Origin of the sequence: Kitasatospora sp. HPM-01-4 (genome assembly GCF_051374625.1) — a bacterium.
Lineage (GTDB): Bacteria > Actinomycetota > Actinomycetes > Streptomycetales > Streptomycetaceae > Kitasatospora.
Window position 1 is genome coordinate 2,322,643 of record NZ_JBPQGP010000005.1, and the last position, 25,298, is coordinate 2,347,940.

At 71.2% G+C, this 25,298-nt stretch carries 22 protein-coding genes and 1 pseudogene; 12 read left to right on the plus strand and 11 right to left on the minus strand.

Going from position 1 to position 25,298, the window contains the following annotated elements; genetic code table 11:
* Positions 1-48: 48 nt before the first annotated feature.
* A complete protein-coding gene (locus ACSMTC_RS09825; RefSeq protein WP_436559281.1) occupies positions 49-321 on the minus strand; it encodes an SDR family NAD(P)-dependent oxidoreductase in 273 nt (90 codons plus the stop codon).
* Positions 322-526: 205 nt separating this feature from the next.
* The gene (locus ACSMTC_RS09830) at positions 527-1,207 is read right to left on the minus strand and encodes an HD domain-containing protein (RefSeq protein WP_436559282.1); all 681 of its coding nucleotides are present in this window, start codon (positions 1,205-1,207) and stop codon (positions 527-529) included.
* Positions 1,208-1,417: 210 nt separating this feature from the next.
* Between ACSMTC_RS09830 and ACSMTC_RS09835 the strand changes: the two are divergent.
* The 4 genes and pseudogenes from ACSMTC_RS09835 (at position 1,418) to ACSMTC_RS09850 (ending at position 5,700) form a co-directional block, all read left to right on the plus strand.
* Positions 1,418-2,306, plus strand: a pseudogene (locus ACSMTC_RS09835) (SDR family NAD(P)-dependent oxidoreductase).
* 47 nt (positions 2,307-2,353) lie between these two features.
* A complete protein-coding gene (locus tag ACSMTC_RS09840) occupies positions 2,354-3,277 on the plus strand; it encodes an SDR family NAD(P)-dependent oxidoreductase (RefSeq protein WP_436559283.1) in 924 nt (307 codons plus the stop codon).
* A gap of 376 nt (positions 3,278-3,653) precedes the next feature.
* Positions 3,654-4,673: an ABC transporter ATP-binding protein gene (locus ACSMTC_RS09845; RefSeq protein WP_436559284.1), complete on the plus strand. Its 1,020-nt coding sequence runs from the start codon at positions 3,654-3,656 to the stop codon at positions 4,671-4,673.
* Complete coding sequence (locus tag ACSMTC_RS09850; RefSeq protein ID WP_436559285.1) at positions 4,660-5,700, plus strand: ABC transporter permease; 1,041 nt, start codon at positions 4,660-4,662, stop codon at positions 5,698-5,700. Before ACSMTC_RS09845 ends, ACSMTC_RS09850 begins: the two co-directional genes overlap by 14 nt.
* Before the next feature lie 171 nt (positions 5,701-5,871).
* Here ACSMTC_RS09850 and ACSMTC_RS09855 read toward each other — a convergent pair whose 3' ends face one another.
* Entirely contained in the window at positions 5,872-6,795 is a 924-nt protein-coding gene (locus ACSMTC_RS09855; RefSeq protein ID WP_436559286.1) for an MBL fold metallo-hydrolase, read from the minus strand.
* Between the two features lie 320 nt (positions 6,796-7,115).
* On the opposite strand from ACSMTC_RS09855, the gene mdlC reads away from it, so the two are divergent.
* Positions 7,116-8,699, plus strand: coding sequence for a benzoylformate decarboxylase (gene mdlC, locus ACSMTC_RS09860; protein ID WP_436559287.1), 1,584 nt, complete (start codon positions 7,116-7,118; stop codon positions 8,697-8,699).
* Positions 8,700-8,706: 7 nt separating this feature from the next.
* On the opposite strand, the gene ACSMTC_RS09865 is transcribed toward mdlC, so the two are convergent.
* Together ACSMTC_RS09865 and ACSMTC_RS09870 are read right to left on the minus strand one after the other, a co-directional pair.
* Positions 8,707-9,840: an IS630 family transposase gene (locus ACSMTC_RS09865; protein WP_436559288.1), complete on the minus strand. Its 1,134-nt coding sequence runs from the start codon at positions 9,838-9,840 to the stop codon at positions 8,707-8,709.
* 86 nt (positions 9,841-9,926) lie between these two features.
* Positions 9,927-10,439, minus strand: a complete 513-nt coding sequence (locus tag ACSMTC_RS09870) for a DinB family protein (RefSeq protein ID WP_436559289.1) — start codon at positions 10,437-10,439, stop codon at positions 9,927-9,929.
* Between the two features lie 352 nt (positions 10,440-10,791).
* Here ACSMTC_RS09870 and ACSMTC_RS09875 point away from each other — a divergent pair, with 352 nt between their 5' ends.
* The 3 genes from ACSMTC_RS09875 to ACSMTC_RS09885 all read left to right on the plus strand — a co-directional run bounded on the left by ACSMTC_RS09875 (position 10,792) and on the right by ACSMTC_RS09885 (position 13,468).
* Positions 10,792-11,268: a FluC/FEX family fluoride channel gene (locus ACSMTC_RS09875; RefSeq protein WP_436559290.1), complete on the plus strand. Its 477-nt coding sequence runs from the start codon at positions 10,792-10,794 to the stop codon at positions 11,266-11,268.
* A gap of 178 nt (positions 11,269-11,446) precedes the next feature.
* Positions 11,447-11,821: a fluoride efflux transporter CrcB gene (gene crcB / locus ACSMTC_RS09880; protein ID WP_436559291.1), complete on the plus strand. Its 375-nt coding sequence runs from the start codon at positions 11,447-11,449 to the stop codon at positions 11,819-11,821.
* A gap of 126 nt (positions 11,822-11,947) precedes the next feature.
* Positions 11,948-13,468: an FAD-dependent monooxygenase gene (locus ACSMTC_RS09885; RefSeq protein ID WP_436559292.1), complete on the plus strand. Its 1,521-nt coding sequence runs from the start codon at positions 11,948-11,950 to the stop codon at positions 13,466-13,468.
* A 172-nt stretch (positions 13,469-13,640) separates the two neighbouring features.
* On the opposite strand, the gene ACSMTC_RS09890 is transcribed toward ACSMTC_RS09885, so the two are convergent.
* Positions 13,641-14,126, minus strand: coding sequence for a carboxymuconolactone decarboxylase family protein (locus tag ACSMTC_RS09890; RefSeq protein WP_436559293.1), 486 nt, complete (start codon positions 14,124-14,126; stop codon positions 13,641-13,643).
* A 183-nt stretch (positions 14,127-14,309) separates the two neighbouring features.
* Between ACSMTC_RS09890 and ACSMTC_RS09895 the strand changes: the two genes are divergently transcribed.
* Positions 14,310-15,251: an RNA polymerase sigma-70 factor gene (locus tag ACSMTC_RS09895; protein WP_436559294.1), complete on the plus strand. Its 942-nt coding sequence runs from the start codon at positions 14,310-14,312 to the stop codon at positions 15,249-15,251.
* 105 nt (positions 15,252-15,356) lie between these two features.
* Here the strand turns inward: ACSMTC_RS09895 and ACSMTC_RS09900 are convergent, their stop codons facing one another.
* The 3 genes from ACSMTC_RS09900 to ACSMTC_RS09910 all read right to left on the minus strand — a co-directional run bounded on the left by ACSMTC_RS09900 (position 15,357) and on the right by ACSMTC_RS09910 (position 18,012).
* On the minus strand, positions 15,357-15,908 hold the full coding sequence (locus ACSMTC_RS09900; RefSeq protein WP_436559295.1) for a hypothetical protein: 552 nt from the start codon (positions 15,906-15,908) through the stop codon (positions 15,357-15,359).
* A gap of 199 nt (positions 15,909-16,107) precedes the next feature.
* Entirely contained in the window at positions 16,108-16,770 is a 663-nt protein-coding gene (locus ACSMTC_RS09905) for a response regulator (RefSeq protein WP_436559296.1), read from the minus strand.
* 9 nt (positions 16,771-16,779) lie between these two features.
* Positions 16,780-18,012 carry a sensor histidine kinase gene (locus ACSMTC_RS09910; RefSeq protein WP_436559297.1) on the minus strand — a complete coding sequence of 411 codons (1,233 nt, stop codon included), beginning with the start codon at positions 18,010-18,012 and terminating at the stop codon, positions 16,780-16,782.
* A 214-nt stretch (positions 18,013-18,226) separates the two neighbouring features.
* On the opposite strand from ACSMTC_RS09910, the gene ACSMTC_RS09915 reads away from it, so the two are divergent.
* Together ACSMTC_RS09915 and ACSMTC_RS09920 are read left to right on the plus strand one after the other, a co-directional pair.
* Positions 18,227-18,907 carry a hypothetical protein gene (locus tag ACSMTC_RS09915; protein ID WP_436559298.1) on the plus strand — a complete coding sequence of 227 codons (681 nt, stop codon included), beginning with the start codon at positions 18,227-18,229 and terminating at the stop codon, positions 18,905-18,907.
* A 544-nt stretch (positions 18,908-19,451) separates the two neighbouring features.
* On the plus strand, positions 19,452-21,434 hold the full coding sequence (locus tag ACSMTC_RS09920) for a tetratricopeptide repeat protein (protein WP_436559299.1): 1,983 nt from the start codon (positions 19,452-19,454) through the stop codon (positions 21,432-21,434).
* A 131-nt stretch (positions 21,435-21,565) separates the two neighbouring features.
* Here ACSMTC_RS09920 and ACSMTC_RS09925 read toward each other — a convergent pair whose 3' ends face one another.
* On the minus strand, positions 21,566-22,222 hold the full coding sequence (locus tag ACSMTC_RS09925; protein WP_436559300.1) for a hypothetical protein: 657 nt from the start codon (positions 22,220-22,222) through the stop codon (positions 21,566-21,568).
* Positions 22,223-22,766: 544 nt separating this feature from the next.
* Here ACSMTC_RS09925 and ACSMTC_RS09930 point away from each other — a divergent pair.
* The gene (locus ACSMTC_RS09930; protein WP_436559301.1) at positions 22,767-23,018 is read left to right on the plus strand and encodes a hypothetical protein; all 252 of its coding nucleotides are present in this window, start codon (positions 22,767-22,769) and stop codon (positions 23,016-23,018) included.
* A gap of 902 nt (positions 23,019-23,920) precedes the next feature.
* On the opposite strand, the gene ACSMTC_RS09935 is transcribed toward ACSMTC_RS09930, so the two are convergent.
* On the minus strand, positions 23,921-25,108 hold the full coding sequence (locus ACSMTC_RS09935) for a YVTN family beta-propeller repeat protein (RefSeq protein ID WP_436559302.1): 1,188 nt from the start codon (positions 25,106-25,108) through the stop codon (positions 23,921-23,923).
* Positions 25,109-25,298 lie beyond the last annotated feature (190 nt).

Sequence of the window (25,298 nt, forward strand, 5' to 3'; positions counted from 1 at the left end):
ACCCGGCCGGGGCTCCGGCAGACCGCGCGGGTCAGACGGCCGCGCGGGTCAGACGGCCGTACGGCCGCCGTCCACGGACAGTACGGCCCGTCGCACCAGCTGCCGCAGCGACCGCGCCTCGCTCAGGTCGGCCGCGACGAAGTCGGCCTTGCCGCCGTGGGCGTGGACGTCGGCGACCACGGACTCACCACGGGAGCCGTCGCGGCCGGCGACCACGACGTGCGCTCCCCGCCGGGCCAGCAGCGCGGCGGTGGCTGCGCCGATGCCGCTGGTCGCTCCGGTCACCGGGGCCACGCGCCCGGTCAGATCAGACGAATCCATGAGGCTGTCCTCGCTGTCGGAAGGACGAGGATCGCGGCCGTGCGGCGGTGCCGGGTCTGCTGCCCCGCCGACTCGTCCGCGAGCCGGCACACGGAGAGCACCCGGGGCCGGTCACGGCGTCCGTACGGCCGCGGACGGCACGGGTGGCCGCACCTGCCGCCCCCGCGGCGGCCGGGGTACGGCCGCCGCGGGAGCTCCGCACTGGTCACTCCGGCCATGCGGAGTCCAGGATGATCCGCACGAAGTCCCCGCGCTCGAAGCCCGGCTCGTAGTGGGCGAGGACGTCGGCCTTGACGTTGCCGAAGGTGGTCTCCGGCTTGTGGCGCGTCCCTTCGGTGAAGGCATGCAGGATGCGCCGCTTGAAGTCCGGGCGCGGGTGCAGGGCCACCACGGCGGCACGGTCGGCGTCGGAGAGGTCCTGGTACCCGATTCCGAGGACGTCGTACTCGACACCGGCCGTGACCAGGGCCACCTCGGGTTCCATGAACTCCGGGATGCCCGGTGTGGTGTGCAGGGCGATGGCCGTCCACACCCGGCGCACGCTGTCCTCCGGGACCTGGCGGTCCGCCAGGAAGCGCCGGGCCTCGTCCGCGCTGTCCACCTCGAAGCGGCGCCCGCTGCCGTGGAACCGCTCGGACAGCCCCAGGTCGTGGAACATGGCCCCGAGGTAGAGGAGTTCGGGGTCGAAACTCAGGTCGCGGCGGCGGCCCTGGAGACTGCCGAAGAAGTAGACGCGCCGCGAGTGGTGGTAGATCAGCTCGTCGGTGGTGTCGCGGACCAGTTCGGTGGCCTCCCGGGCGATCTTGGTGTCCGGGACGCTCACTCCCGCTACGGTCTGCGGTTCGCTCGTCAAGGCGGGTGCTCCTTCTCGTGCGGCGGGCGCCATCGGTCGGCCCGACGGGTGTTCCGAGTCTCCGTCATCGCCCCGGTGCGCGCGAGGGCCCGACGTCCGGTTGACGCACCCGGACGGGTCGCCCCGACGCCGCGGCGTATCGGAGGGACGGCGGCACCTCCGCGACGTCCATGACCATTACGCATGGCACCCGTGCACAACTTTCGTTGGACGCATGGCAGTGGCCTTCCTAGCGTGGCATGCATGAACACCGCACGCATCGCCCTCGTCACGGGCGCCAACCAGGGACTCGGCCGCGCCCTCACCGAAGGACTGGCCGCCCGTATGGACCCGGACGACCTGGTTCTGCTCACCGGCCGCGACCACCGGCGGGTGACGGACGCCGCCCGTGAGGTCACCCGGCTGCCCGGCACCCGCGCCCGGGTCGAGGGCCGGGTCCTGGACGTCACCGACACCGACGCCGTCGCCCGCCTCGCCGACGAGCTCGCGACGCGGTACGGCGGAGTCGACATCGTCATCTCCAACGCGGTCGCCCGCCTGCTGCCCGAGGAGTCGCAGGCCGCGCGGGCCGACGAGTTCATCGACGTCTCCAACACCGCCACCCACGCCGTCCTGCGCTCCCTCTGCCCCGTCCTGCGCCCGGGCGGCCGGCTGATCGTCGTGGCCAGCAGCCTCGGTACGCTCGGCCAACCTCGACCCGCGACTGCACCGGCTGTTCGACGGCGCGAGCCTCGACCAGGTCGAGTACGCCGTCGAGTCCTGGCGCAGTGCCGTCCACAACAACACCGCCCAGGAAGCGGGCTGGCCGCGCTGGCTGAACGTCCCCTCCAAGGTGGCCCAGGTCGCCGCCGTCCGCGCGGTCGCCGCCGAACGCCGCGGACACGACCTCGCCACCGGCACTCTGATCGCCTCCGTGTGCCCCGGCATGGTCGACACCGCGACCTCCCGCCCCTGGTTCGGCGACCACGGCCGGGCCCGGTCCCCCGCCCAGGCCGCCGGACCCGTACTCGATCTGGTCCTCGCGGAACAGGTCGATCCCGCCCTGTACGGCGAGTTGGTCCGCTTCGGCAAGGCGCTGCCGTGGCACGACGGCACTCCCCCCGTCGAGCAGGACCGGATGCTCACCCCCTGAGCCCGGGGCCGTCACGCAGAAGACCGCACACCACAGGGAGTTCACTCATGAGTACCCTCACCACCGCGTTCGGTTTCCCCAGCACGGCCGCCGAGGTCGCGGAAGGGATCGACCTCACCGGCCGCCGTGCGGTGGTCACCGGCGCCTCCTCCGGCATCGGGGCGGAGACGGCCCGCGCCCTGGCCGCCACGGGTGCGGAAGTCACCCTCGCCGTCCGGGACATGGCGGCGGGCCGGCGGGCCGCCGAGGACATCACCGCGAGGACGGGAAACCGGGAGGTGCGCGTCGCGCGGCTGGACCTGACGGATCCGGCGTCCGCCACCGCGTTCGGCGCCGCCTGGCAGGGCCCGCTGCACGTCCTGGTGAACAACGCCGGTGTCATGGCCTGTCCCGAGCGGTACACCGACCAGGGCTGGGAGTGGCAGTTCGCCACCAACCACCTGGGCCACTTCGCCCTCGCCACCGCGCTGCACGGCGCGCTGGCCGCCGACGGCTCCGCCCGCATCGTCATCGTCAGCTCCACCGGCCACCAGCAGTCACCGATCGTGTGGGACGACGTCAACTTCGCCTTCCGCCCGTACGATCCGTGGCTGGCCTACGGTCAGTCCAAGACCGCCAACGTCCTCTTCGCGGTGGAGGCGACCCGCCGCTGGGCCGGGGACAACATCACCGCCAACGCCCTGATGCCCGGCGCCATCTACACCAACCTGCAGCGTCACACCGGCGGCCGCGGCAGGGTCCCGGCGCACCTGATCAAAACCGTCGAACAGGGCGCCGCCACCTCCGTCCTGCTCGCCGCCTCACCCCTCCTCGAAGGCATCGGGGGACGCTACTTCACCGACTGCAACGAGACCGGGACCGTCGACCGCCGTTCCGGCACGCTGGACGGTGTGGCCCGCTACGCCGTCGACCCGGACAACGGCCGCCGCCTGTGGGCCCTGTCGGAGGAACTGCTCGCCCACGCCGGGTGAACCGTCACCCGGGGCCGGGACGGCGGCGCGGCCGACGGGCGGGCCGAGGCAACCGGCGCGACCACGTACCAGCACGACGTGGCAGAAAAGCGGAAAGTCCGCTCCCACCAAGCGAAAACGGAAAACGACCTGCGACTGTGCAGGTCAGGGCGACGTGATTCGAACCTGCGACTCCTTGCCCCCACAGAACAACTCGAACAGCTTGCGAAGGATCCGCACCCCGTGTAAGCATCGGCACCAACTCGGCTGACCGAGCGGCGACTTCGGAAACATGAGATCAGATTCCGGTTGAAGATTTGAACACCGCGAGATCCGGCATCATTTTCCGACCCGGAAGCTCGCCTCGATCCGTCGAAATTCCTGTGGGGGGAGTCCGATGTCGTCGAACGAGGTGGCGTCCGCGGAGGGGACGGCTACGCCGGGGCAGACGCCCACGGCTCCCGCCGTCGTGAGGGTCGAAGGGCTGCGGAAACGCTACGGGGAGAAGGAGGCGGTCCGCGGGGTCTCGTTGGAGGTCGGCGCCGGCGAGGTGTTCGGACTGATCGGGCCGAACGGTGCGGGCAAGACCACCACGCTTGAGTGCCTGGTGGGCCTGCGCAGGCCCACTGCCGGACTGATCCGCGTCCTCGGCCTCGATCCGGCGGACAGAAGCCCCGAGCTGCGTCGGCAGGTAGCGGTCCAGCCTCAGGAGGGCACGCTGTTCCCGCAGCTCAGGGCGCGGGAGACGATCGAACTGTGGGCCTCCTTCTACTTCCGGCCGTTGGCGGTCGACCAGGTCCTGAAGGATGTCGGCCTGGTCGAGCAGGCCGAGCAGAAGGTCAAGGCGCTGTCCGGCGGGCAGCGGCGCAGGCTGTTGCTCGCGATCAGCATCGTCGGCCGGCCGAAGCTGCTGGTGCTCGACGAGCCCGCCGCGGGTCTGGACCCGCAGGCGCGCGAGCTCCTGTGGGACGTGGTCAGGGCGCACCGCCGAGCGGGCGGCTCGGTCTTGTTGACCACGCACGACATGAACGAGGCCGCCCAGCTCTGCGACCGCATCGGGGTGCTGGTCTCGGGACGAATCGTGGCATCGGGAACCTCTGCGGAGCTCGTCCGTGAGCTCGGCGGCCTCAGCACCGTCTCCTTCACCACGGACGCGCCCGCGGTTCTGGCCTCGGTACGCAGGCTTCCCGGAGTTTCCGCGGTTCGGACGGAATCCGCCCGCGGTCGGGTCCTCGTGCAGGTGAGCACCGAAGACGGCGATGCCGTGCTGAAGCACGTCGCCTCGACTCCCGCACTGAACGCGACGGATCTGTCGGTTACGCACGGCGGTTTGGACGAGGTCTTCCGCAACCTGGTCGCCTCGGCGTGCAAGGACAACGGCGGAGAAGAGGACGGCAGCGCGGATGAATCCTCGTAATTCGACGTTCTCCCAGTTGGTGAGAACGAATTCCCGGGAGCTTTTCCGTGACGGGAAGACAGCGTTCTTCGTCCTGGTCTTCCCCTTGTTCTTCATGGCGATGTTCGTGGGCATGGGACTGCTCACCAGCGGTGGTTCGTATCACGTGGCGGTGGCACCAGGGCCGGCTCAGCGCCGGCTCGTCGACCGCCTCGACCACGTCAGCGGGCTCACCGTGAAGGAGCTCGAACAAGCCGTGCCGGATCAGCCCCGCTCGCTCGGCGGCTATGACGCGATCGTCCAGGACGAGAAGGGCCGACCGGTGGTGACGGTCGATGCCGGAAAGTTCGGCGTGGTGCGCGGAATGCGTGACGCGCTCGACAACGGCCAAGGCTCCTCCGCCCGTTCGGTCTTCCGCACTCCTGACGGCGGGGTGCCGTTCGACCCGGTGAAGGCTTCGCTGCCTACCGCGCTGTTCATCGCACTGATGTCGGCGGCATTCTTCGGCACCGCCACGCCGTTGATCGGTCTGCGCCAACGGGGCACCCTGCGCATGCTCGGAACCACCCCGCTGAAGCGGCAGACCTTCATCCTGGCACAGGCGCCCGTGCGCCTCGCGCTGGTCATGGGACAGGTGGTGGCGGTCGGGGCGATCGCCACGATCTCTGGCTTCCTGGCCTTGGGAGATGCGCTTCCCGTGCTGGTCAGCGGCCTGCTTGGAGCGCTGATGCTGTTCGGCTTCGGCTATCTCGTCGCGGCCAGGATGCGCAACGCCGAGGTGGCCAACGCCCTGCTGGCCGTGCTGATGCCGGTGACCATGCTGTTCAGTGGCTTGTTCCTGCCGATGAACCTGATGCCGGGTCCGCTTCGCGCGGTCTCCCAGGCACTTCCGACGACCTACCTGGTGGATGCGTTGAGCCACGGCTTCACCGGGGCGCCCTCTCAACACGGCCTCGCCGTGGACTGGCTGGTACTGGTCGGCTCGGCCGTCGCTCTCGCACTGCTCGCCGCTCGACTCTTCAGCTGGGATCAGGGGGAGGAAAGCTGAACGCGACATCGGAGGTGAACGCACAGTCGCGCCCCGATCCCGCCTCCCTGCGCCCCCTGGAAGCCTTGGCCCGGCTGCGCCGCGCGCCGTACGCACCCACCACCTCCTCACCGGGGAGCAGTCGCTATGGCCTCCCGGCAGGGGGGTCAAGAACGAGTCCCACAAGGCCGGTCACGACGAGGACGCCGCACCCCCGCACCGCCATGCCGCCCACTTCTTCACCGCGAACCGGTCGCCGGCGCGCCGCACTTCGGCTGCGCCGGGCCCGGGGAAGTGCGCGGGGAACAGCAGGGCGCCCCGGTCCGCGGCCTCGCCCAGGACCCGGCGGCGGCTCACCCGTGCGCGGGGCTCGTCCTCGTCGAAGCGGGGGCAGTCGTCCGGCTCCGCGATCTGCAGCGGGCTGTGCAGCAGATCGCCGGCGAACACCGCCCGCTCCGTGCCCGACCGCAGCCATACGACGGAGCAGCCGGGCGTGTGGCCGGGGGCGGGCTCGATGCGGAGCCCGGCGTCGACATCGTAGTGGTCACCCTCCCACAGCACGGTCTGTCTGGCCCGGTGCACGGGGGCGACGCTGTCCTCGAAGACATTGGCCATCCCGGGGCCGGAGCGGGTCCGGTGTCCGTTGGCCGGGTTCCAGTAGTCGAAGTCGGCGCGCGGGATGACGTACCGGGCGTTGGGGAAGGTCGGCCTCCACTCCCCCTCGTCCGTCAGGCAGGTGTTCCAGCCGACGTGGTCGCCGTGGACGTGGGTGCAGATCACCGTGTCCACGTCCGGCGGGCGGACGCCTGCCGCGGCCAGCTCTCCGAGATAGCCGGTGTGCAGGTGGTGGAAGGACGGCATGGCCGGGCGCTCGCGGTCGTTGCCGACACCGGTGTCGATCAGGATCGTCCGGCCCTCACTGCGGACCAGCCAGGTCTGGATCATGACGCGGACCTCGTCGGCCGCCGGGTCCAGGAAGGTGGGGGCGAGCCAGTCCTCGTGCGCCCGCCAGTGCTCGACGGGCACGTCGGGGAAGACGTAGTCGCGGGCACGGCCTCCGGCGGCCAGCTCGACCACGCGGGTGATCTCCACGTTTCCAAGCACGATGGTGTCCATGCCCCCAGCCTGCGCGCCGGACAGCGCGGGCGCTATCGGTCATCTGACCGCGCCCTGGGGGCCGTTGAGAAGCTCACGCGAACGGCGCAACCCGCGGTGAACACGACGGAAGCGCCCGACGGCCGCTCCCGTCCGACGCATACTGGAACGAATGGCCTCCCCCGGGCGGTGCACCGCGGGCAGCACACCGGCACGGCCCTCCGGCCCGTCAGCCCGGTGAGCATCCGTCAGCGGGGAGCTCCTACCGTCCCTTGGCAAGCATCAGCATCACGATGAGAGATCTGGTGGTGTCAGTGGCTCCACGATCAACGGTCCACAGCGTGACCTACGACCTGCTGCGCGCTCTTGGACTGACCACCGTCTTCGGCAACCCCGGTTCGACGGAGCAGCCGTTCCTGCAGGACTTCCCCGACGACTTCACCTACGTGCTGGCGCTCCAGGAGGCTTCGGTCATCGCCATGGCCGATGCCTTCGCCCAGGTCACGCGGCGCCCGGCGCTGGTCAACGTCCACTCCTCGGCGGGGCTGGGCAACTCCCTGGGCAATCTGGTGACCGCGTACCACGGCAACACCCCCCTGATCGTCACGTCCGGGCAGCAGCACCGCGAGATGGTCATCGGCGATCCCTACCTGGGCAACCGGGAGGCGACCACCATGCCCAGGCCGTGGGTGAAGTGGTCCTACGAGCCCGCACGCGCCGAGGACGTTCCGGACGCCTTCATGCGGGCCTATGCGATGGCCCTCCAGCCGCCGGCGGGGCCGGTCCACCTGTCGATTCCGCTCGACGACTGGCAACGGCCGCTGGCCGGCCCCGCCCGTCTGCGCACCGTGAGCGACCGGGTGGTCCCCGACGAGCAGCGCCTGCGGCAGTTCGCCGACCGCATCTCGGCCAGCAGCCGGCCCGCCCTGGTCTTCGGACCGGAGGTGGACCGGAGCGGCGGCTGGGACTCGGCGGTCGCCCTGGCGGAGAAGCTGCGCGCGGCCGTCTACGGGGCCCCCTTGCTGGACCGCGCCTCCTTCCCCGAGGACCATCCGCTCTTCCGCGGCCCGCTCGGCATCTCCATCAAGGCCGTCAGCGACCGGCTGGCCGGTCACGACCTGGTCGTCGTGATCGGCGGCGAGGTGTTCCGCTACTACCCCTACGTTCCCGGCGACTACCTCCCGGCCGGGACGGAGCTGCTGCACATCACCGGCAACCCCGAAGTCGCCGCGGCCGCACGGATGGGCGACAGCCTCCTGGGAGACACCGGGACCGCCATCGACCTGCTCCTCGAACGGGTCGCCGAAGGGTCCGCGCGCAGCGCCCCCACGCCGATGGAAAGGCCCCGGAAGCTCCCGTCGGCACCGAACCGCCCGCTCACCCCTCCGGAGGTCTACGACGCCCTCAGCAAGGTGAGGCCCCTCGACGCCGTCATCGTCAACGAGTCGACCTCCACCATGGCCCAGCAGATCGAGTGGCTTCCGACCGTCAGGAGCGGTTCGTTCTTCGCCACCGCCAGCGGAGGCATCGGCTGGGCCACCCCGGCGGCGGTGGGGGTCGCGTTGGCCGACCGGGCCAGGGCCGTCTCCCGGCCCGTCATCGGCCTCATCGGCGACGGCTCGTTCCAGTACTCCGTCCAGGCCATCTGGACGGCCGCCCAGCACAGGCTGCCGATCGTCTACGTGGTCATGCGCAACAACGAGTACTCCATCCTCAAGTCCTTCGCGGAGCTGGAGGACACACCCGGCGTGCCGGGGCTGGACCTGCCCGGCATCGACATCGCCTCCCTGGCCCGGGGTTTCGGCTGCCGCGCCGTGGACGTCGACACCACCGAGGACCTGGAACGCGAGTTCACGCAGGCCCTCGCCGCCGGCACCACAACGGTCATCGTGGTCTCCACGAAGCCCCAGAAGGCGGCACTCTAGTGCCGCATCAGGCAACGTTCGCCCTGTTGACGATCTTGCGTAGGCGTTCGTCGGTGGCGTGCTTGTTCCGCCAGATGATGTAGCGGCGGATCATGCTGCCCTGCTCCTTGTGGCTGGCGTGGTCTGTGCCGTCGAGGGTGAAGTAGCGCAGGGCGGTGAACTGGGCCTCGATGCGGTTCAGCCATGAGGAGTTGGTGGGGGTGTAGGCGATTTCGACGTTGTTCGCTTCGGCCCACTTCGCCACCCGGCGGCAGCGCTTGGTGGTCAGGTGCGGGGAGTAGTTGTCGCAGATGATCGCGATCCGCACGTCGGCCGGGTACAGGCTGCGTAGGTACCGGCAGAACTCCAGGAACTTGGAGCGGTTCTTGGTCTTCTTGATGTGGCCGTAGAGCTTGTCCTTGGCAAGGTCATAGGCGGCGAACAGGTGCCTCACCCCGTGCGGGCGGGTGTAGGTAGCCCGCCGCCTCGGCCGCGGCTCGCGGTCGGGATCCTTACCCTTGCCGCCGCGCTCGGCCCACTGCCGGCCAGGGTGTGGCTGGAGGTTGAGCGGGCCGAACTCGTCCAGACAGAAAATGACTTCGGGCTCGCCCTCCTCGGGTATGACCTCGCCGTCGGCGATCGCGTAGAGGTGCTCGACGCGGGCCTTCTTCGCTTCGTAGTCGGGATCCTTCGAGGTCTTCCAGGTCTTCACGCGTTGAAAGGAGACGCCCTCCTCGCGGAGCAGGACCCGAAGGCCCTCGTGGCTGATGTCGTCGACCACCCCCTCGGCGACCAGGAAGTCGGCCAGCTTGGCCAGGCTCCAGGTCGAGAACGGCAGGCCGTGCTCGGCCGGCTTGGACTTGGCGGTCTTCTTGATCTCGCGGCGCTCGGGAAGGGTGAAGGTCCTCGGCCGACCACCCTTGTACTTCGGGTAGAGCGCCGCGAAGCCGTCGACGTTGAAGTCGTGGATCACGTCCCGGATCCGGTCCGCGCTGGTGAAGGTCACCTCGGCGATCTTCGCCACGGGCATACCCTGAGCCGACAGCAGAACCATCTGGGCCCGCCGCCAGGTCACCACCGACCCGGTGCCCCTGCGGATGATCCGCAGCAGCCGCTGTCCCTCATCGTCATCGATCTCGCGCACGCGCACACGTTCAGCCACCCAAGCACCCTGACACGACGCGCCGCCCGGCACGGAACCCGGCGGCGCATCACCTCACAATAGGTCGGACCCTAACTGATCTGGTGTCATACACCAGTGGTGCCGTCGATGCGCTCCCGAAGCAGGTCGGCGTGGCCGTTGTGGCGGGCGTACTCCTCGATCATGTGGACGTAGATCCAGCGGAGGTTGACGTCCTGCTCCATGAAACGGCCGGTGTCGGTCAGGGCACGGGCGGCGCAGAGCTCGCGGGCATGGGCGATCTCCGCGTGCCAGGTGGCCAGAGCGTCGTGCAGTGTGGCGCCCTCGGCCAGTTCGAAGCCGCCGTCGGGGCCAGAAGGGTCGGCCCGCGGGTCGTAGATGGGCAGGGCCTGTTCTCCGGCGAACACTCGGCGGAACCAGTTCCGCTCCACCTCCGCCATGTGCTGGACGAGGCCGGTCAATGTGAAGCCGGACGGTGGCACGGACGCGACGATGGCTTGCTCATCGTCCAGGCCCTCGCACTTCATGGCGAGGGTGGCGCGGTGGAAGTCAAGCCAGCTTTCGAGCGTGGTGCGCTCGTCGGCGTTCAGGGGCGGCAAAGGGCGTTCGATGGCGCTCATCGGACGATTATCACCAGCGGCCGAAGCCATGGACAGGCAGGGCCTCCGGCAGGGCGAACGTTGCCTGATACGGCACTAGCCGGATGAACACCATGCCGACCGCCGCCCCGGGCGTTCCCGCCCCGGCTACGGCACGGAAGGCGGGACCCCGCCGGCAGCGGCCCGGAGGGGAACCCGGGCCGCTGTTTCCCGCGGGCGGGCGGTCTCGGTAAGGTGGCGGGAGCGCGTTCTCGCGCTGAGCGGCGGTGGGGCCCGCCGTACCCGAACCGCGGCCGCGGCCGCCAACGGTCCCTACTTGTGACAGTCGCACCCGCCTGCCCGGGTGCCCACGAGTAGGAGAGGTGTGCCCCCCATGGAGCGTTCCGGGCCGGTGGCCGAACCTGTCGGCGCCGCCGTGGACTTCCCCGAGGCCCGGCGGCGCCGGGTGGCGTCCGGGCAGCTGCCCGTACTGTCCGCCATCGCGCTGGGCGGGGTGATCGGAGCGACGGCGCGCTACGGCGCGTCCCTGCTGTGGCCGGTCGGCCCCGGGGCGTTCCCCTGGTCGACGCTGCTGGTCAACGCCTCGGGGTGCGCGGTGATCGGCGTGTTCATGGTGCTGATCACCGAGGCCTGGGCGGTGCACGGGCTGGTGCGGCCGTTCTTCGGCACCGGGGTGCTCGGCGGGTTCACCACGTTCTCCACCTATGCGGTGGACATCCAGCGCCTGGTCGACGGCGGACACGCCGCGGCCGGCCTGGGCTATCTGGCGGCCACCCTGGCCTCGGCCATGCTGTCGGTGTGGGCCGCCGCGACGGCCACCCGGTGGGCGATCGGGCGGAGGAGGCGGTGACCGGGCCGGCAGGTCCGGCGTCGCGGCTGACGGCGTCCGCCGGGGAGAACGAAGGGTGGCACCGACGGCCGCCGTGCGCACGGCCGGACGGACCGGTCGGCGAGGAGCCGGTGTTCCTCGCCGAGGTCGGGGCACCCCGCTACGCCGGCCACGGCGAGCACACCGAGGGGGTAACGGGATGAACTGGCTGATGGTGGTCCTCGGAGCGGTCGTCGGCGCTCCGCTGCGGTACCTGACCGACCGGGCGGTCCAGGCCCGGCACGACACCGTCTTCCCCTGGGGCACCTTCACCGTCAACGTCGCCGGCTGCCTCGTCCTCGGCCTGGTCGCCGGCGCCGCCCACGCAGGGGCCGCGTCCGCACAGGTGCAACTGCTGGTCGGCACCGGCTTCTGCGGCTCCCTGACCACCTACTCCACCTTCTCCTACGAGACGCTGCGGCTGGCCGAGACCGGCGCGTGGCTCTTCGCCGCCGCCAACGTGGCCGGCAGTCTGACGGCCGGTCTGGGCGCCGCCTTCCTGGGCAACGCGCTCGCCCAGGCCCTGTGGACGTGACCGGGAGTCCGGCGCCGGCCCGCCCCGTACCCGCCGGCCCTTCGGGAGCTCGCCCGGAGGGCGACGTGCGCCGCCGTTCGCCGTCTCGCCGTGCAGCGCCCTCGGACAGAGCTGACACTCGGGAGCATGAACACGACGGACATGTCACCGGGTGCCTCCCCGAACCGAAACGGGGCGGTGGACGTTCTGGTGGTCGGGGCCGGACCGACCGGCCTGCTGCTCGCGGGTGACCTCGCCAAGTCCGGAGTCGACGTCACGCTGCTGGAGCAGCGCGATCACGAGTCCCACCTGAGCCGCGCCTTCAGCCTCCAGGCGCGCACCCTGGAACAGCTCGACGCCCGGGGCCTGGCCGACGAACTGCTCCGTATCGGTACACCGACCCGGGCGATGCATCCGTTCGGCCGTCTCAGTATCGACTTCTCCGGGCTCCGGACGCGCTTCCCCTTCATCCTCACCATTCCCCAGTGGCAGGTCGAGCGGGCCCTGCTGCGCCGGGCCGAGGAGGCGGGGGCCACCATCCTCCGCGGTACCCGGGCCACCGGACTGCGGCAGGACCGGGACGGCGTCGACGTGGACGTGCGCTGCTCGGACGGCACCACGGCCACCCTCCGGGCCGGTTACGCCGTCGGTACGGACGGAGTCGGCAGCACCGTCCGGCAGGTCCTGGGTCTGCCGTTCCCCGGCAAGTCGGCCATCCGCTCCGTGATGCTGGCCGACGTGCTGCTCGACCGCGCCCCTGACAGGATCTTCAATTTCAGCTCGAATGTGGAAGGTTTCACGTTCTTCGCCCCGTTCGGGGACGGCTGGTACCGGATCGTCGCCTGGGACCGGCGGAAACAGGAACCCGACGATGCGCCGGTCACCCTGGAGGACGTCCGGGACATCACGAAGCGCACGATCGGCGACGACCTCGGGATGCACGACCCGCGGTGGCTCTCGCGGTTCCACAGCGACGAGCGGCAGGTACCCCGCTACCGGCTGGGAAGGGTGTTCCTCGCGGGCGACGCCGCACACGTCCACTCGCCCGCCGGCGGCATGGGCATGAACACCGGGCTGCAGGACGCCGCCAACCTCGGGTGGAAGCTGGCGGCCGCTGTGCACGGCTGGGCCGGCGATGCGCTGCTGGACAGCTACCACACGGAGCGTCACCCGGTGGGGCGCATGGTCCTGCGCATCAGTCACGCACTCCTCACGGCCGTCACCACCGGGTCACCTCTGGTCCGCGCTCTGCGGACCGCGCTGACCACCGTCGTACACCGGTTGGTCGTGGTGGAGCCTCGCGCGTCACGCGGCATCTCCGGCATCGGGATCGCCTACCGCGCACCCCTGGGCTCCCATCCGCTCACCGGGCGCCGGGTACCGGACCTCCGTCTGGCAGGGGAGCCGGCCCGGCTCTACGAGGCGCTGCGGGAGGGCAAGTTCGTACTGGTGGGGTGCGATGTCGCCGAGGCCGCCGCGCCGTGGGCGGAGCGGGTGGTGACGGCCGCCCCGGCGGTCGGCCTGCGCCCGACCCTGCTGGTCCGGCCCGACGGCCATGCCGCGTGGGCGGCCGAGAACCCCGGCCCGGACGAGGTGCGCGGGGCCCTGACGCAGTGGCTGGGCCCGGTGGACGGCCGGGGAGCGCGAACGGCCTCTCCGGGTGCGTAGGCCTGCGCCGCAGGTGACGTCCTCCTGGCGCCGCCGGACGGAATCACGCCCGAAGGGCCGTACGCGGCAGCGGAGTTGAGGAGCACATCGTTCTGCACCGCGTGGACTCCACCCACTTCGCCGGACCGGCCCGGACCTGATGATCCCGGGCCGGTCCGCATTCCTCCGCCGATCAGTTGAACGCGGCGGCGAACATGCCGGGCTCGTAGGAGCCTCCCCGCTGGTGCACGATCACGGCGAGCCGGTTGGCCGCGTTGATCAGGGCGACCAGGGAGACCAGCGCGGCGATCTGGTCGTCGTCGTAGTGCTCGCGCACCCGGGCCCAGGTCTCGTCGGACACGCCGTGGTGGGCGTCGGCGAGCCGGGTGCCCTCTTCGGCGAGCGCCAGCGCGGCCCGCTCGGCCTCGGTGAACACGGTGGACTCGCGCCAGGCGGCGACCAGGTTGAGCCGGACCGCGGTCTCACCTGCGGCCGCGGCCTCCTTGGTGTGCGCGTCGATGCACCAACCGCAGCCGTTGATCTGGCTGGCGCGCAGCGACACCAGCTCCTGCGTGGACTTCGGCAGCGGCGACTGCTGGATCACCAGACTGGCATTGGCGAACCGCTTGGCGAACTTGACGGCGATCTCGTTGTCGAACATGTCGAATCGGGCGTCCATGACTCGTCCTCACTTGTGGCGTCGCGCTGGAGTTGCGCCGGACGGACACAAGATGCCGGCGGCCCGCTCCCCGTGACGGCGGCGTCGTGTGAGGTACGCCACCGCTCACCGGTGTCACAGAGCCGCGGGGACCGGCGTCTTGTGCGCGTGACAGCGTCGAGAGCGAACAGGCAGGAGCAGCCGGTGAAGAGCGAGCACGGCGAACGCACGGAGGACACGGCCGGGCGGACCACCGGCGGCGGACGCACGGACCCCGCCACCGAGGCGTTCGTCGCCCATCGCAACCTGCTGTTCACCGTCGCCTACGAGATGCTCGGCTCGGCCGCCGACGCGGAGGACGTCCTGCAGGAGACCTGGCTGCGGTGGGCGGGCGTCGAGCTCGCCACGGTGCGGGACCGGCGTGCGTACCTGGTCCGGATCACCACGCGCCAGGCGCTGAGCCGACTGCGTACGCTCGGCCGCCGCAGGGAGTCCTACATCGGCCCCTGGCTTCCCGAGCCGCTGCTCACCGCCCCGGACGTGGCCGAGGACGTCGAGCTGGCCGACAGCGTCTCGATGGCGATGCTGCTGGTGCTGGAGACGCTCGCGCCGACCGAGCGGGCGGTGTTCGTACTGCGCGAGGTGTTCGACCTCGGGTACGACGAGATCGCCGAGGCCGTCGACAGGAGCCCGGCCGCGGTGCGCCAGATCGCGCACCGGGCCCGGGCGCACGTCGCGGCGCGCCGGCCGCGCGGGATCGTCTCCCCGGCCGAGACCCGCCACGCACTCGATGCCTTCCGACGGGCGGCCGAAACGGGCGATCTGCGGAGCCTGCTCGACATCCTCGCGCCGGACGTGGTCTTCATGGGTGACGGCGGCGGAGTCAGGCAGGCCGTCCCGCGGCCCGTCGTGGGAGCCGACAAGGTGGGCCGCCTGCTGGCCGCCGGGCTGGGCAGGATCGCCACCATGGGGTCACTCCGGCCGGCGCAGGTCAACGGCTGCCCGGCGCTGGTTCTCCGGCTCGACGACGCGATCGACACCGTCGTGGCGGTGCGCATCGACGACGGCCTCATCACCGGTCTCTACGCCGTGCGCAATCCCGAGAAACTGTCGCACATGCGGCGGGAGACCACCCTGCGCCGCTGAACCCGCTGAATCGGCGACGCGAGTCGCCGTGGAGGGAATTCGGCAACCGTCGTACGCGGCCCGGGAATTGCCGACGAACGGGATCCGGCCGAAAGGTCCGCCTTCCTACTCGGCCGGGTCTGCCGGGCGAACGGAGGCGGAAGCGTCGCTCCGAACGGAGACGAGGAGGAGCGCACCCGGGACGACACCGCCGACGGTCGCGACAGCGGCGTAGGGGGCGGCGGCACCGGCCAGAGCGAGTGCGACGAGTCCGCACCCGGCCACCGCGCCGCCGAGGACGCGCAGGGACTGCCGGTTCCAGGTGGTGGCGAGTCCGAAGAAGTGCACGCCGACCACGAACGCGGCCCAGCCCAGGGCCGCGTTCCGGGCGTGCAGGACGCCGTAGATCACAGCCAGTCCGGCCACGAGCGCCGCCGCCCCGGCGGCCACCGCGTACCAGTAACGCCGCCCGAACCGCGTACCGGAGCCGTCCGCCCGCTCGCGGGTGCGGACGCCGGTGGCCCCGCGACGCTGTGCGGCGAACATCCCCACCAGGGTCACGAGGGCGAGGGCCCGTAGGAACACGCCGAGGCTGGTCGGTAGGGCTCCGGTGCCCGCCTGGATGAGGAGGGCACCGAGGGCGCCGCCGATGAGTCGGCCGATCTGATCTCTAGTCATGGTCGCCAGAATCCGCTTGGGTAAATACATTGCCTATGGCGAGTAATAGCAGAGCCAATGATCATGGGATTCTGTCCGAATCGGCGTGAAAACCGAACCGCGCTGGACCTTATGCCCCTTGCCGCCAGTGGCCGGTCAGGTAGCCGCTTGAGGGGGCTTCGAAATACCGGGCCGCGACACCGGCGCGGCCGGTCGCACGTCAGGGGCGGGGCGGGACCACACCGGCCTCCCAGGCCCAGGCGGCGATGCCGACCCGGTTCCGTACACCCAACTTGGCCTGGACGTTGGCGACATGAGTCTTGGCGGTACCGGCCGAGATGAACAGCTCGGCCCCGATCTCGGCGTTGGTCAGCCCGGCGGCGACCAGCCGGACCACCTCCTGCTCGCGCTCGCTGAGTACGAGGTCCGGCCGCCGGGCCGGCTCCGGGGCGGTCAGGTGGCGCAGCAGGCGGACGGTGACCTGGGGGCTGATCAACGTGTCCCCGGCCATCGCCGCCCGGACGCCCTCGATCAGCAGGTTCGGGCCGGAACGTTTCAGCAGGAACCCGCAGGCGCCGTACCGCAACGCGGTACGGACGTACTCATCGAGGTCGAAGGTGGTCACGACGATCACCCGGACCGGCTGCTCCGCCTCCGGCCCGGCCAGCAGCCGGGTCACCTCCAGACCGTCGAGGCGGGGCATCCGGATGTCGGCGAGGACCACGTCGGGCCGCAGACGGCGGGCGAGTTCGACGGCGGTCACACCGTCGGCGGCCTCACCGACGACCGTCATGTCCGGCTGCGAGTCCAGGACCAGCCGGAAGCCGCTGCGGACGTCGTCCTGATCATCGGCCAGCAGTATGCGCGTCACCACACCGCTCATGATGCCTGCTCAGGACGGCCGCCCGGGAGCCGGGTTGCTCGGCAGGACGGCCAGCACCTGCCAGCCACCGCCGTCCGGTCCGGGCCCGGCGCTGAGGGTCCCGCCGACCGCCCGGACCCGCTCGGCGAGGCCGAGCAGCCCGTACCCGCCCCGGCCGCCGCGCCGGGGCAGGCCGACGGGCAGGCCGAGGCGGGTCGGCGGCACGGAGGGGTCGGGCCGCTCACCGGGCCCGTCGTCGACCACCCGGACTGCCACGGCCGGTCCGCTCGCGGTACGGACCGGCGTGAGCGTCACCGTGACGCGGCCCGCCCGGGGCGCGTGCCGCCGGACGTTGGTCAGCGCCTCCGTGACCACCCGGTAGGCGGTGCTGCCCGCCTCACGGGAGAGCGCTTCGCGCGCGCCCGGCACGAGGTGGAGCCGCGCCCGAGGGGCACCGATCGCCGAGAACTCCCCCACCAGTTCGTCCAGTTGCTCCACGCCGGCAGTGGGCTGCCGGGGCGCGGCGGCGTCATCCTCGTGCAGTGCGTGCACCATCCGGTCCATTGCGGCGAGCGCGCGCTGGCCGGCGGTCTCGATCCGCTCCAGGGCGAGCGCACTCTGGCTGCTGTCGGTGGCGGCGACGAACCGGGCGGCCTGGGCCTGCGCGACCATGCCGCCGACGTCGTGGGCGACGAAGTCGTGCAGATCCCGCGTCAGTTGGAGCCGCTGCTCGCGCCGGGCCGCCTCGATCGAGGTCTGCCGGCGCTGCTCCACCCAGCGCGGATAGCCGCCGAGGGCGGCCGCGCCGACGGCGGCGAGCGACCAGAACGCGCAGGCGGAGATCCTCTCGGGCCAGCCCGCCGGGGCGAGGTACGGCGCGACCCACACCGTGATCGCGCTGCCCGCCGCCCCGCCGACCGGCACCACCCGGTGGGCCGGAGCCCAGCGCACCACGCCTGCCAGCAGTACCAACAGGGCGCCGCACGTGGCCAGCTGCCAGGCCGCTCCCTCGGTGGCGCCAAGCCCGGTGGACAGCAGGCCGACGGCGGTCGCCGTCAGCGACAGGCCCGCCACGACGACGGCCGGCCAGACCCGCGCCCTGGCGTACGGCCAGCTCCCCAGCAGCCAGAGCAGCAGCGCGGCGGCGACGGCGGCGGGCACGGCGGCGACCGGATCCGCCGCGCGGGCGACGCCCAGTGCCCCGCAGGCCGCCCCTCCGGCCGCCCCGAGCGCGAAAGCCACCGATCGTCGACGACGCGTCATGACTCCGATCCGCCAATCCGGTTCAGGTGAAGATCTCACCGCACGAGCGTACGACCGGCACTCGGCGGACGCGCTCTGCCGATCGGCAGAGCCGCCGACCGGTGCGGGACCGAGCCTCTGCCGATCAGCAGATGGTCGGCGCACCGCCCCGGCGGCGAAGCTGGTCGGGCACCGGGAAGGTGGCCAACCGGGCCACTGCCGAGAGGAGTTCACCGTGTTCCGTACCTCCGTTGCGCAGGACGCCGGACGTGCCCGCCGTACCGGCCTCGCACTGGCGGCCGCCGGGCTCGCGCTGGCGGCGCTGGGCAGCACCGCTCCGGCCTCCGCCACCGGGCCCGCGGATCCGGACGGCACCGCCGGGCGGCCCGCCCGTCTGGCGGCCGTCAGCGGGTCCGCGCGGATCTTCTACACCTTCTCGCCGGACGACGAGATCTGGTTCAGCTTCGACGCCGTCGCCGCCCCCTTCACCCGCCGCTTCCCCGGCGTTCCGAAGCTCGAGGACGGTCTGCCCACCGACGCGCGCGGCACCGTCCACTTCTCCCACCACGTGGCCGCCAGCAACACCACCTACCGCGCCGAGGCGGCGGTCGACTGTCTGGTGACCGGCGACCGGGTCGCCTCCCTGACCGCCGTGATCACCAGCTCGGACATGGGCAACACCGGTGAGCGGGTGGGCTTCAGCGTGTACGACGGCGGCGGGAACGATCGCCACGGCCACAGCAAGGACCGCCTCGGGTTCTCCTGGGGCGTCGCCAACCTCGACGTCGACGCCACGGGCAAGCCGGTCCAGCCGGTGGTCGGCACCTGCATGGCCCCGGCGCCGTTCGCCCCGGTCGTCCAGGGCGGGTTCACGGTCCGCCACGCGGAGCTTCTGAACTCCCCGACGGCCAGCTGAGGAGTTCCGGTGAGCCGTGTCATCCCCCGCCCGGCCCGCTGGGCCGCGTACGGTGCCGCGCTCCCCGCCCTGCCGTCCGCCGGCCCGGCCACGCCACCACGGAGAGCGGAGTGCTCAATTCCTTGACAGTTTATGCGAATTACCATCACCATCGGCTTGGTCGCCGCACATCCCGGCCGACCACACCCGTACATCGAAGGAGGCGAAACATGCGGAAGATGACGACCCGTAAGGCGGGTACCGTCGCCCTGACCGGCAACGCACGCCGACTCTGGGACCAGTGGTGCTGGTAGATCCGAGGCGCCGCTGACACCGGGAGGTGTCGCCAGGGCACTCGGAGAGCCCGGCGCGCCGCCGTGCGGGCGAGGAGGACGGCCCCGAGTGGGTCCCGGCCTCCAAGCTCCGGTGACCTGGCGTCATGTGCGGCGGGCGAGCGGGACCGAGCCGTCCCTGCGACAGCCGAACGCGAGCAGCCCTCAGGCCTGAAGTGGGCTGTCATGGTGCCCACTTCAGGCCCGTTGACACGGGGAGAGAAGGGTCGAGCATGCGGCACGTCTGGCTGGAGGCACCGCTGTCCCGCGACCGGCGCGCGGCAGCGGCCGGAGCGGACGGGTTCCTCGGCGCCTTCGACTGCCACGTCTGGCAGCGCGGGCCCTACGGCGGGGTCGGCGAGTTCGTCAGCCGCCTCGTCCTGGAGCAGGGCCGCTCCGCACTGGTGGAACGGCACCAGGTCGAACTGCTCAGCGCCGTACGGGACTTGCAGCCGGAGATGACCTGGGCCGGCGAGGCGGTGGCGGCGCTGGACGTCGCGGATGTCCAGATCAGGTTCCACCCGGCCCGGCGCACCCGCCATCTCGCCTACGGGATAGGTGAGTTCGTCGCGGCCTGGGCGGCGGGCCGACGGGCACCGGCCTCAGTCATGTTCGACCGGGTGGACCAGGCGGACGCCACCACCGTGGAGCTCATCGACACCCTGCTGCGGCGCGTCGAACCGCGCCGGCTGCGGCTGTACGTCGGCGGCGCCTCGCTGCCCGCCGCGCTTGCGACAACCATCGCCGGGTACGCCCGGTCCGTCACTCCCCCGCCCGGGCCGGCCCCCGAGACCCCCGACGCCGACGAGCTCCACAGCCCCACCCGGCACGACGAACGCGCCGACGAGCTGGCCGCGACCGGCGAGTGGTCCTGGCAGCTGGGCGCGATCCCCTACCACCGCGAACGCGGTACCCGTCCCGCCACCGACGGCGCCGACGCGCTGCGCACCGCGCTCCGACTGAGCCTGCACAGCGGCTTCTACGAGCACGCCGTCCGCCTGGCCGAGCATGGCCGCCGGCTGGTCACCCCGGCGAGCGACCTGCGGAACTGGTGGGCCTTCACCACCATGCTGGCCACCGCGCTCACCGCACTGGAGCGCCCGGCCGAGGCGGTCGGACTCTACGACCACGCCCGGCAGGTCACCGACGAACCCAAGATCCACCTGTCCGCGGCCTACTCCACCGCCATGCTCCACGCCCGCCACCTCCCGGCGCCGGACCAGGACCTCGCCGCCGCCCGTACCTGGCTGGAGCGCGCGCTCGCGCTCGCCGAGCGGCTCGACGACCCGCGCGAGCGCACCGTCACCACCGTCTTCCAACGCCAGGGCCTGGCCCTGCTGGACAGCCGGGCCGGCGACCACGCTGCGGCGCTGCGGACGGTCGAGGACGGCATCGCGAGGCTCACCGAGACCCTTGAGCCCGGCGAACGGCCGCAGGACCGCGCACGGCTGGTGCACAACCGGGCCCAGCTGCGCCTCGCGCTGGGCGATCCGGCCCGCGCGCTCGCCGACCTCGACGCGGTGATCGCGCAGGACCCGCAGAACGCGGAGTACTACGTCGACCGGGCCGCCCTCCACCGGGCCACCGGACACCTGCGGGACGCGATCGCCGACTACGGCACCGCGATCCGCCTCGGGCCGCACATCCCCGAGGCGTACTACAACCGCGCCGAGACCCACACCGACCTGGGCGAGCCGGAGGCAGCCCGGGCCGACCTTGACCGGACCCTCGAACTCGTCCCCGACCACCTCGACGCCCTGGTCAACCGGGCCGGCCTGCACCTGGACGGCGGCGAACTCAAGCTCGCCGAACGCGACGCACGGGCCGGCCTGCGGCTCTCCCCCGACCAGCCGCATCTGCTCTGCGTACTCGGCCTCGTCCAGTCCGAACGCGGCCGGCTCCCCGAAGCCGAGGCCCTGCTCACCCGGGCCGTCGAACACGCCCCCGAACTGCCGACCACCTGGACCAACCGCGCGACGGTCCGCTTCGAGCGCGGCGACACCCCCGGCGCCATCGCCGACCTGGACCGCGCCATCGCACTGGACCCCGACCCGGTCGCCCTCTACAACCGGGGGCTGGCACACCGCCGACTCGGCGACCAGGCCGCCGCCGCCGAGGACTTCGCCCGCGCCCTCGCCACCGTCCCGGGCCCGGACCCCGAGCTGCGCACCGAACTCCTGCGGGAACAGGCCGGGTGTACGACGCCCGCACCGTGAACCGTCACTACGATCTGGTCGAAGTCCCCCGATCCGCTTGGCCACTTGTGCCGCCAGGACCGTCCCCGGTCGTTCGCCGGGGACGGCCCGTCCGGTTTTCTCGGGTTGTTCGGTTCCTGCGGTTTGCTCGGTCAGCGGGGGCGGCTACCGCTCAGTTCTCGCAGCTGTTCGGCGACCTCGCGACCGGCTTCCACGGCGACCATCGACTGGTCGGCGAAGTGCAGGTCGACCCGCTCGGAGAGACCGAGGTGGCGGATGTCCACCCAGATGAGCTCCTTGCGCGGGAACTCTCCGAGCAGTCCGCCCCTACTGGCACCCACCAGGAGGATCCGGTGGTCGGTGAACGCGATCAGCGCGGACTCGTTCTCATAGCTCCAGTCCTCCCCGGTGCGCACATCGATGACGACTTGGCCCGCCCTGCTGCCCCAGCCGCCGACGAAGGCCCGGCCGCGGAACGACCGGCGGACCACCCGGATGAACGCCCATGTCCATTCCCAGAGGAAGGCGCCGATGATCTGGAGCAGGTAGTACAACAGCAGCGGAACCACCACCACGGCGATGATCCGACTGATCCATTTGTCACGCTCACTCCGTGGCGTGCGCGGCTTCGGCGGACGGTACTTGCGCGGCAGCCGATGGCGGATCAGGTTGCTGAGCCCGACCCTGACCACCCCGTGAAGCCGCTCGAACGGCTCCACCCAGTCCATGGCCAGTTCCCTGGGGGCGGCATTGGTGTACTCCGCCCGGCCGCTCCGCGGGTGCCGCGGACTCTCCTGTCGGCCGGTCATCGTATGTCCCAGATCTGTTCGCGCTGCACCTCCAGGCCGTACCCGTATGAGCCGAGTGCGTCCGGACGCACTGTGAATCCGGAATCCCCCATGATCCTTCGCCTTTCCCCACACTTACAAAAAAAGTATGATTTTAGCGGCATTCAAGATCATTTCGTGAGCAGACCGCCTTGTTCAACGACGGTGGCAGAACCGCCTCATCCACATGCTCCGCGAGCTCGGAATCTTCTGCGACGGACACCGGCCGCACCGAGCGCGCCAACGGGCCGCGCCCCTCCGTCCGCCACCGATTGATCACGGCGATTTCGTACCTGCGTGATCGAATGTCCATAGGAGAGACCAGAGTTGACACAGTTTCAGTACTCGTCTTACATGGGTGATGTGTAGCCGCTCGGCTGCATGATCTTTGGGGGGCGGGCTTCGTCGCGCAAGCGGTGGGGGCCGGGGAAGTAACCCCAGGAGACATGCGGCGCGATGCGGCTTGTTTGGTTTTGCGGGGTTGAGCTCCTCGGGACCCGTCCTTCCCGACCGTGGGAGATCAGCAGTGTCATCGCAAGTTCAGCCGCCGCAGGACGAGTCCGCCGCTCCGGAGCCCGCCCCGGAATCCAAGGCAAGTCCCGACTACCGCAGGCTCGACCTGGTCGCACTCCTGTCGATCCTGGCCGTGTGCACCGCGATCTGCCTGCTGGCCGGCCCCGGGGCGCTTCAGACGGTCATCGGCGCTGCCGGCATCCTGTTCGCCGCCTGGCGAACGCCGCGCCGGGTCGGGCAAGAACATGGCCGCCGGCGCCGCTGACCGTGGCCTTTTCACCGTGTAGCGGGCCAGGCGCCAGCGACCGGTCTCGGCCAGTGGTGCATCACGGTGCGACATGAAGGCCTTCTGGCTCGGTGCGGATGTCGTGATCCACACCGAGCCAGAAGGCCCTCACTCATTTCGAGATCGCCAGTGCGAGTCCTGTCGTCAACCTCCGTGGTCAGTGCACCTAGACGACCGGGTTCGGCGGGACCACCACCGGGGTTCCCGTCACGATGGTGGTGGTGTCAGGCCCGGTTGGTCCGGTGGCCCCCGTTGCTCCGGTTGGCCCGGTTGACCCGGTCGCACCGGTCGGCCCGGTAGATCCGGTTGACCCGGTAGATCCGGTCGGCCCGGTGGACCCGGTGGGTCCGGTTGGCCCGGTGGACCCGGTGGGTCCGGTTGGACCGGTCGCGCCTGTGGGTCCGGTCGGACCAGTCGCGCCGGTCACACCAGCGGCTCCGGTCGGGCCGGTCACACCGGCCGCGCCAGTGGGGCCAGTCGGGCCGGTCACACCGGCCGCGCCAGTAGGTCCGGTCGGACCGGTCACACCGGCCGCGCCAGTGGGTCCGGTCGGACCGGTCACACCGGCCGCGCCAGTGGGTCCGGTCGGGCCGGTCGGGCCGATCTGCGGACAGTGCCGCTCATGGCAGCCATGACCGGACGGTGAGTCCAGAAGTTGCACGGCGCCGGCTTCCGGGCTGATGGCGCCGGTGAGCAGCACGGCGATCAATGCCGCCGCACTACCGGCTGCCCGATGCACGCTGCGCCGGGGCAGAGGCCCCAACGGGTGAAGTCTCATGGTGTTCGTCTCCCAGGTTGTGGACAGGTGGACGGATGCGGTCAGGCCATACACGCGGATGAGCGCGGTAGCTGACGGTGCGTCCGGATGATCGGTACGCGGTTCACGGCGCGCAGACCGCGTAAGGGGTGACGTTGGTGTAGTTGGTGCTCTGGTTGTCGGCGAGGACCTGCCAGGTGTTGCCGACGGGTCGGTTGGTCACCTCGGTGGGTGGGACGGCGCCGCCGCTCTGCTGGTATCCGCCGCCGGTGATCACGCTGCCGGTGGGGCAGGTGGCGGTGGCCACCACCGGGACCCTGGCCGTGGCCACCCCGAAGGGGTTGGTGCCGACGGTGACGGTGGTGGTGACGGTGTTGGTGGCGGTGTTGATCACCGACACGTTGTTGGAGTTCTCGTTGGCGACGTAGGCGCGGGTGCCGCCCGGGCTGAACGCCACCGCGATGGGGCCGAGGCCGGCAGGGATGTTGGTGGTGACGGTGTTGGTGGCGGTGTTGATCACCGACACGTTGTTCGAGGTGAAGTTGGCGGTGTAGGCAGTGGTGCCGTCGGGGCTCATCGCCACCGCTTCGGGGTTGGTGCCGACGGGGATGTTGGTGGTGACGGTGTTGGTGGCGGTGTTGATCACCGACACGTCGTTCGAGAGGTCGTTGCTGACGTAGGCGGTGGTGCCGTCGGGGGTGAACACCACCCCGTCGGGTTGGGTGCCGGCGGGGATGGTGGCGGTGACGGTGTTGGTGGCGGTATTGATCACCGACACCGTGTTCGCGCCCTGGGCGGTGACGTAGGCGGTGGTGCCGTCCGGGCTGACCGCCACCGCGCTGGGGCCGAGGCCGACGGGAATGGTGGTGGTGACGGTGTTGGTGGCCGTGTCGATCACCGACACGGTGCTCGAGCCCACATTGGTGACGTAGGCGGTGGTACCGTCCGGGGTGAACGCCACCCGTAGGGGTTCGGTGCCGACCGGGATGGTGGCGGTGACGGTGTTGGTGGTCGTGTCGATCACCGACACGTTGTTCGCGAAGGCGTTGGCGACGTAGGCGGTGGTGCCGTTCGGGGTGAACGCCACTCCCGCGGGGTGGTTGCCGACGGGGATGGTGGTGGTGACGGTGTTGGTGGACAGGTTGATCACCGACACGCTGCTCGCGCCGACGTTGGTGACGTACGCGAAGGTCCCCGACGTCGCGGCCTGGGCCGGGACGGCAGCCGTCACCGGCACGGCCACAGCCCCCAGGACGACCAGCCCCGCCACCAGGGCGCGCACCCAGGTCTCCCACCGCGGGGCCCTGCTCATGTCCGTATCGTGCCGGGCCGAGCCCCGCAGCCGCCGTTTCCCAGATCCCATCATCACCGTACCTCTCGCTCGAAGAACCGGAAGGGTGGCGACGCGGGCCCCGGAGCCGGAACGGCCCGTGCGATGACGGCAGCCGCGACCGACAGCGCCGGTCCCACCACAGCCACCACCTGGGCCCACGACCACGGGC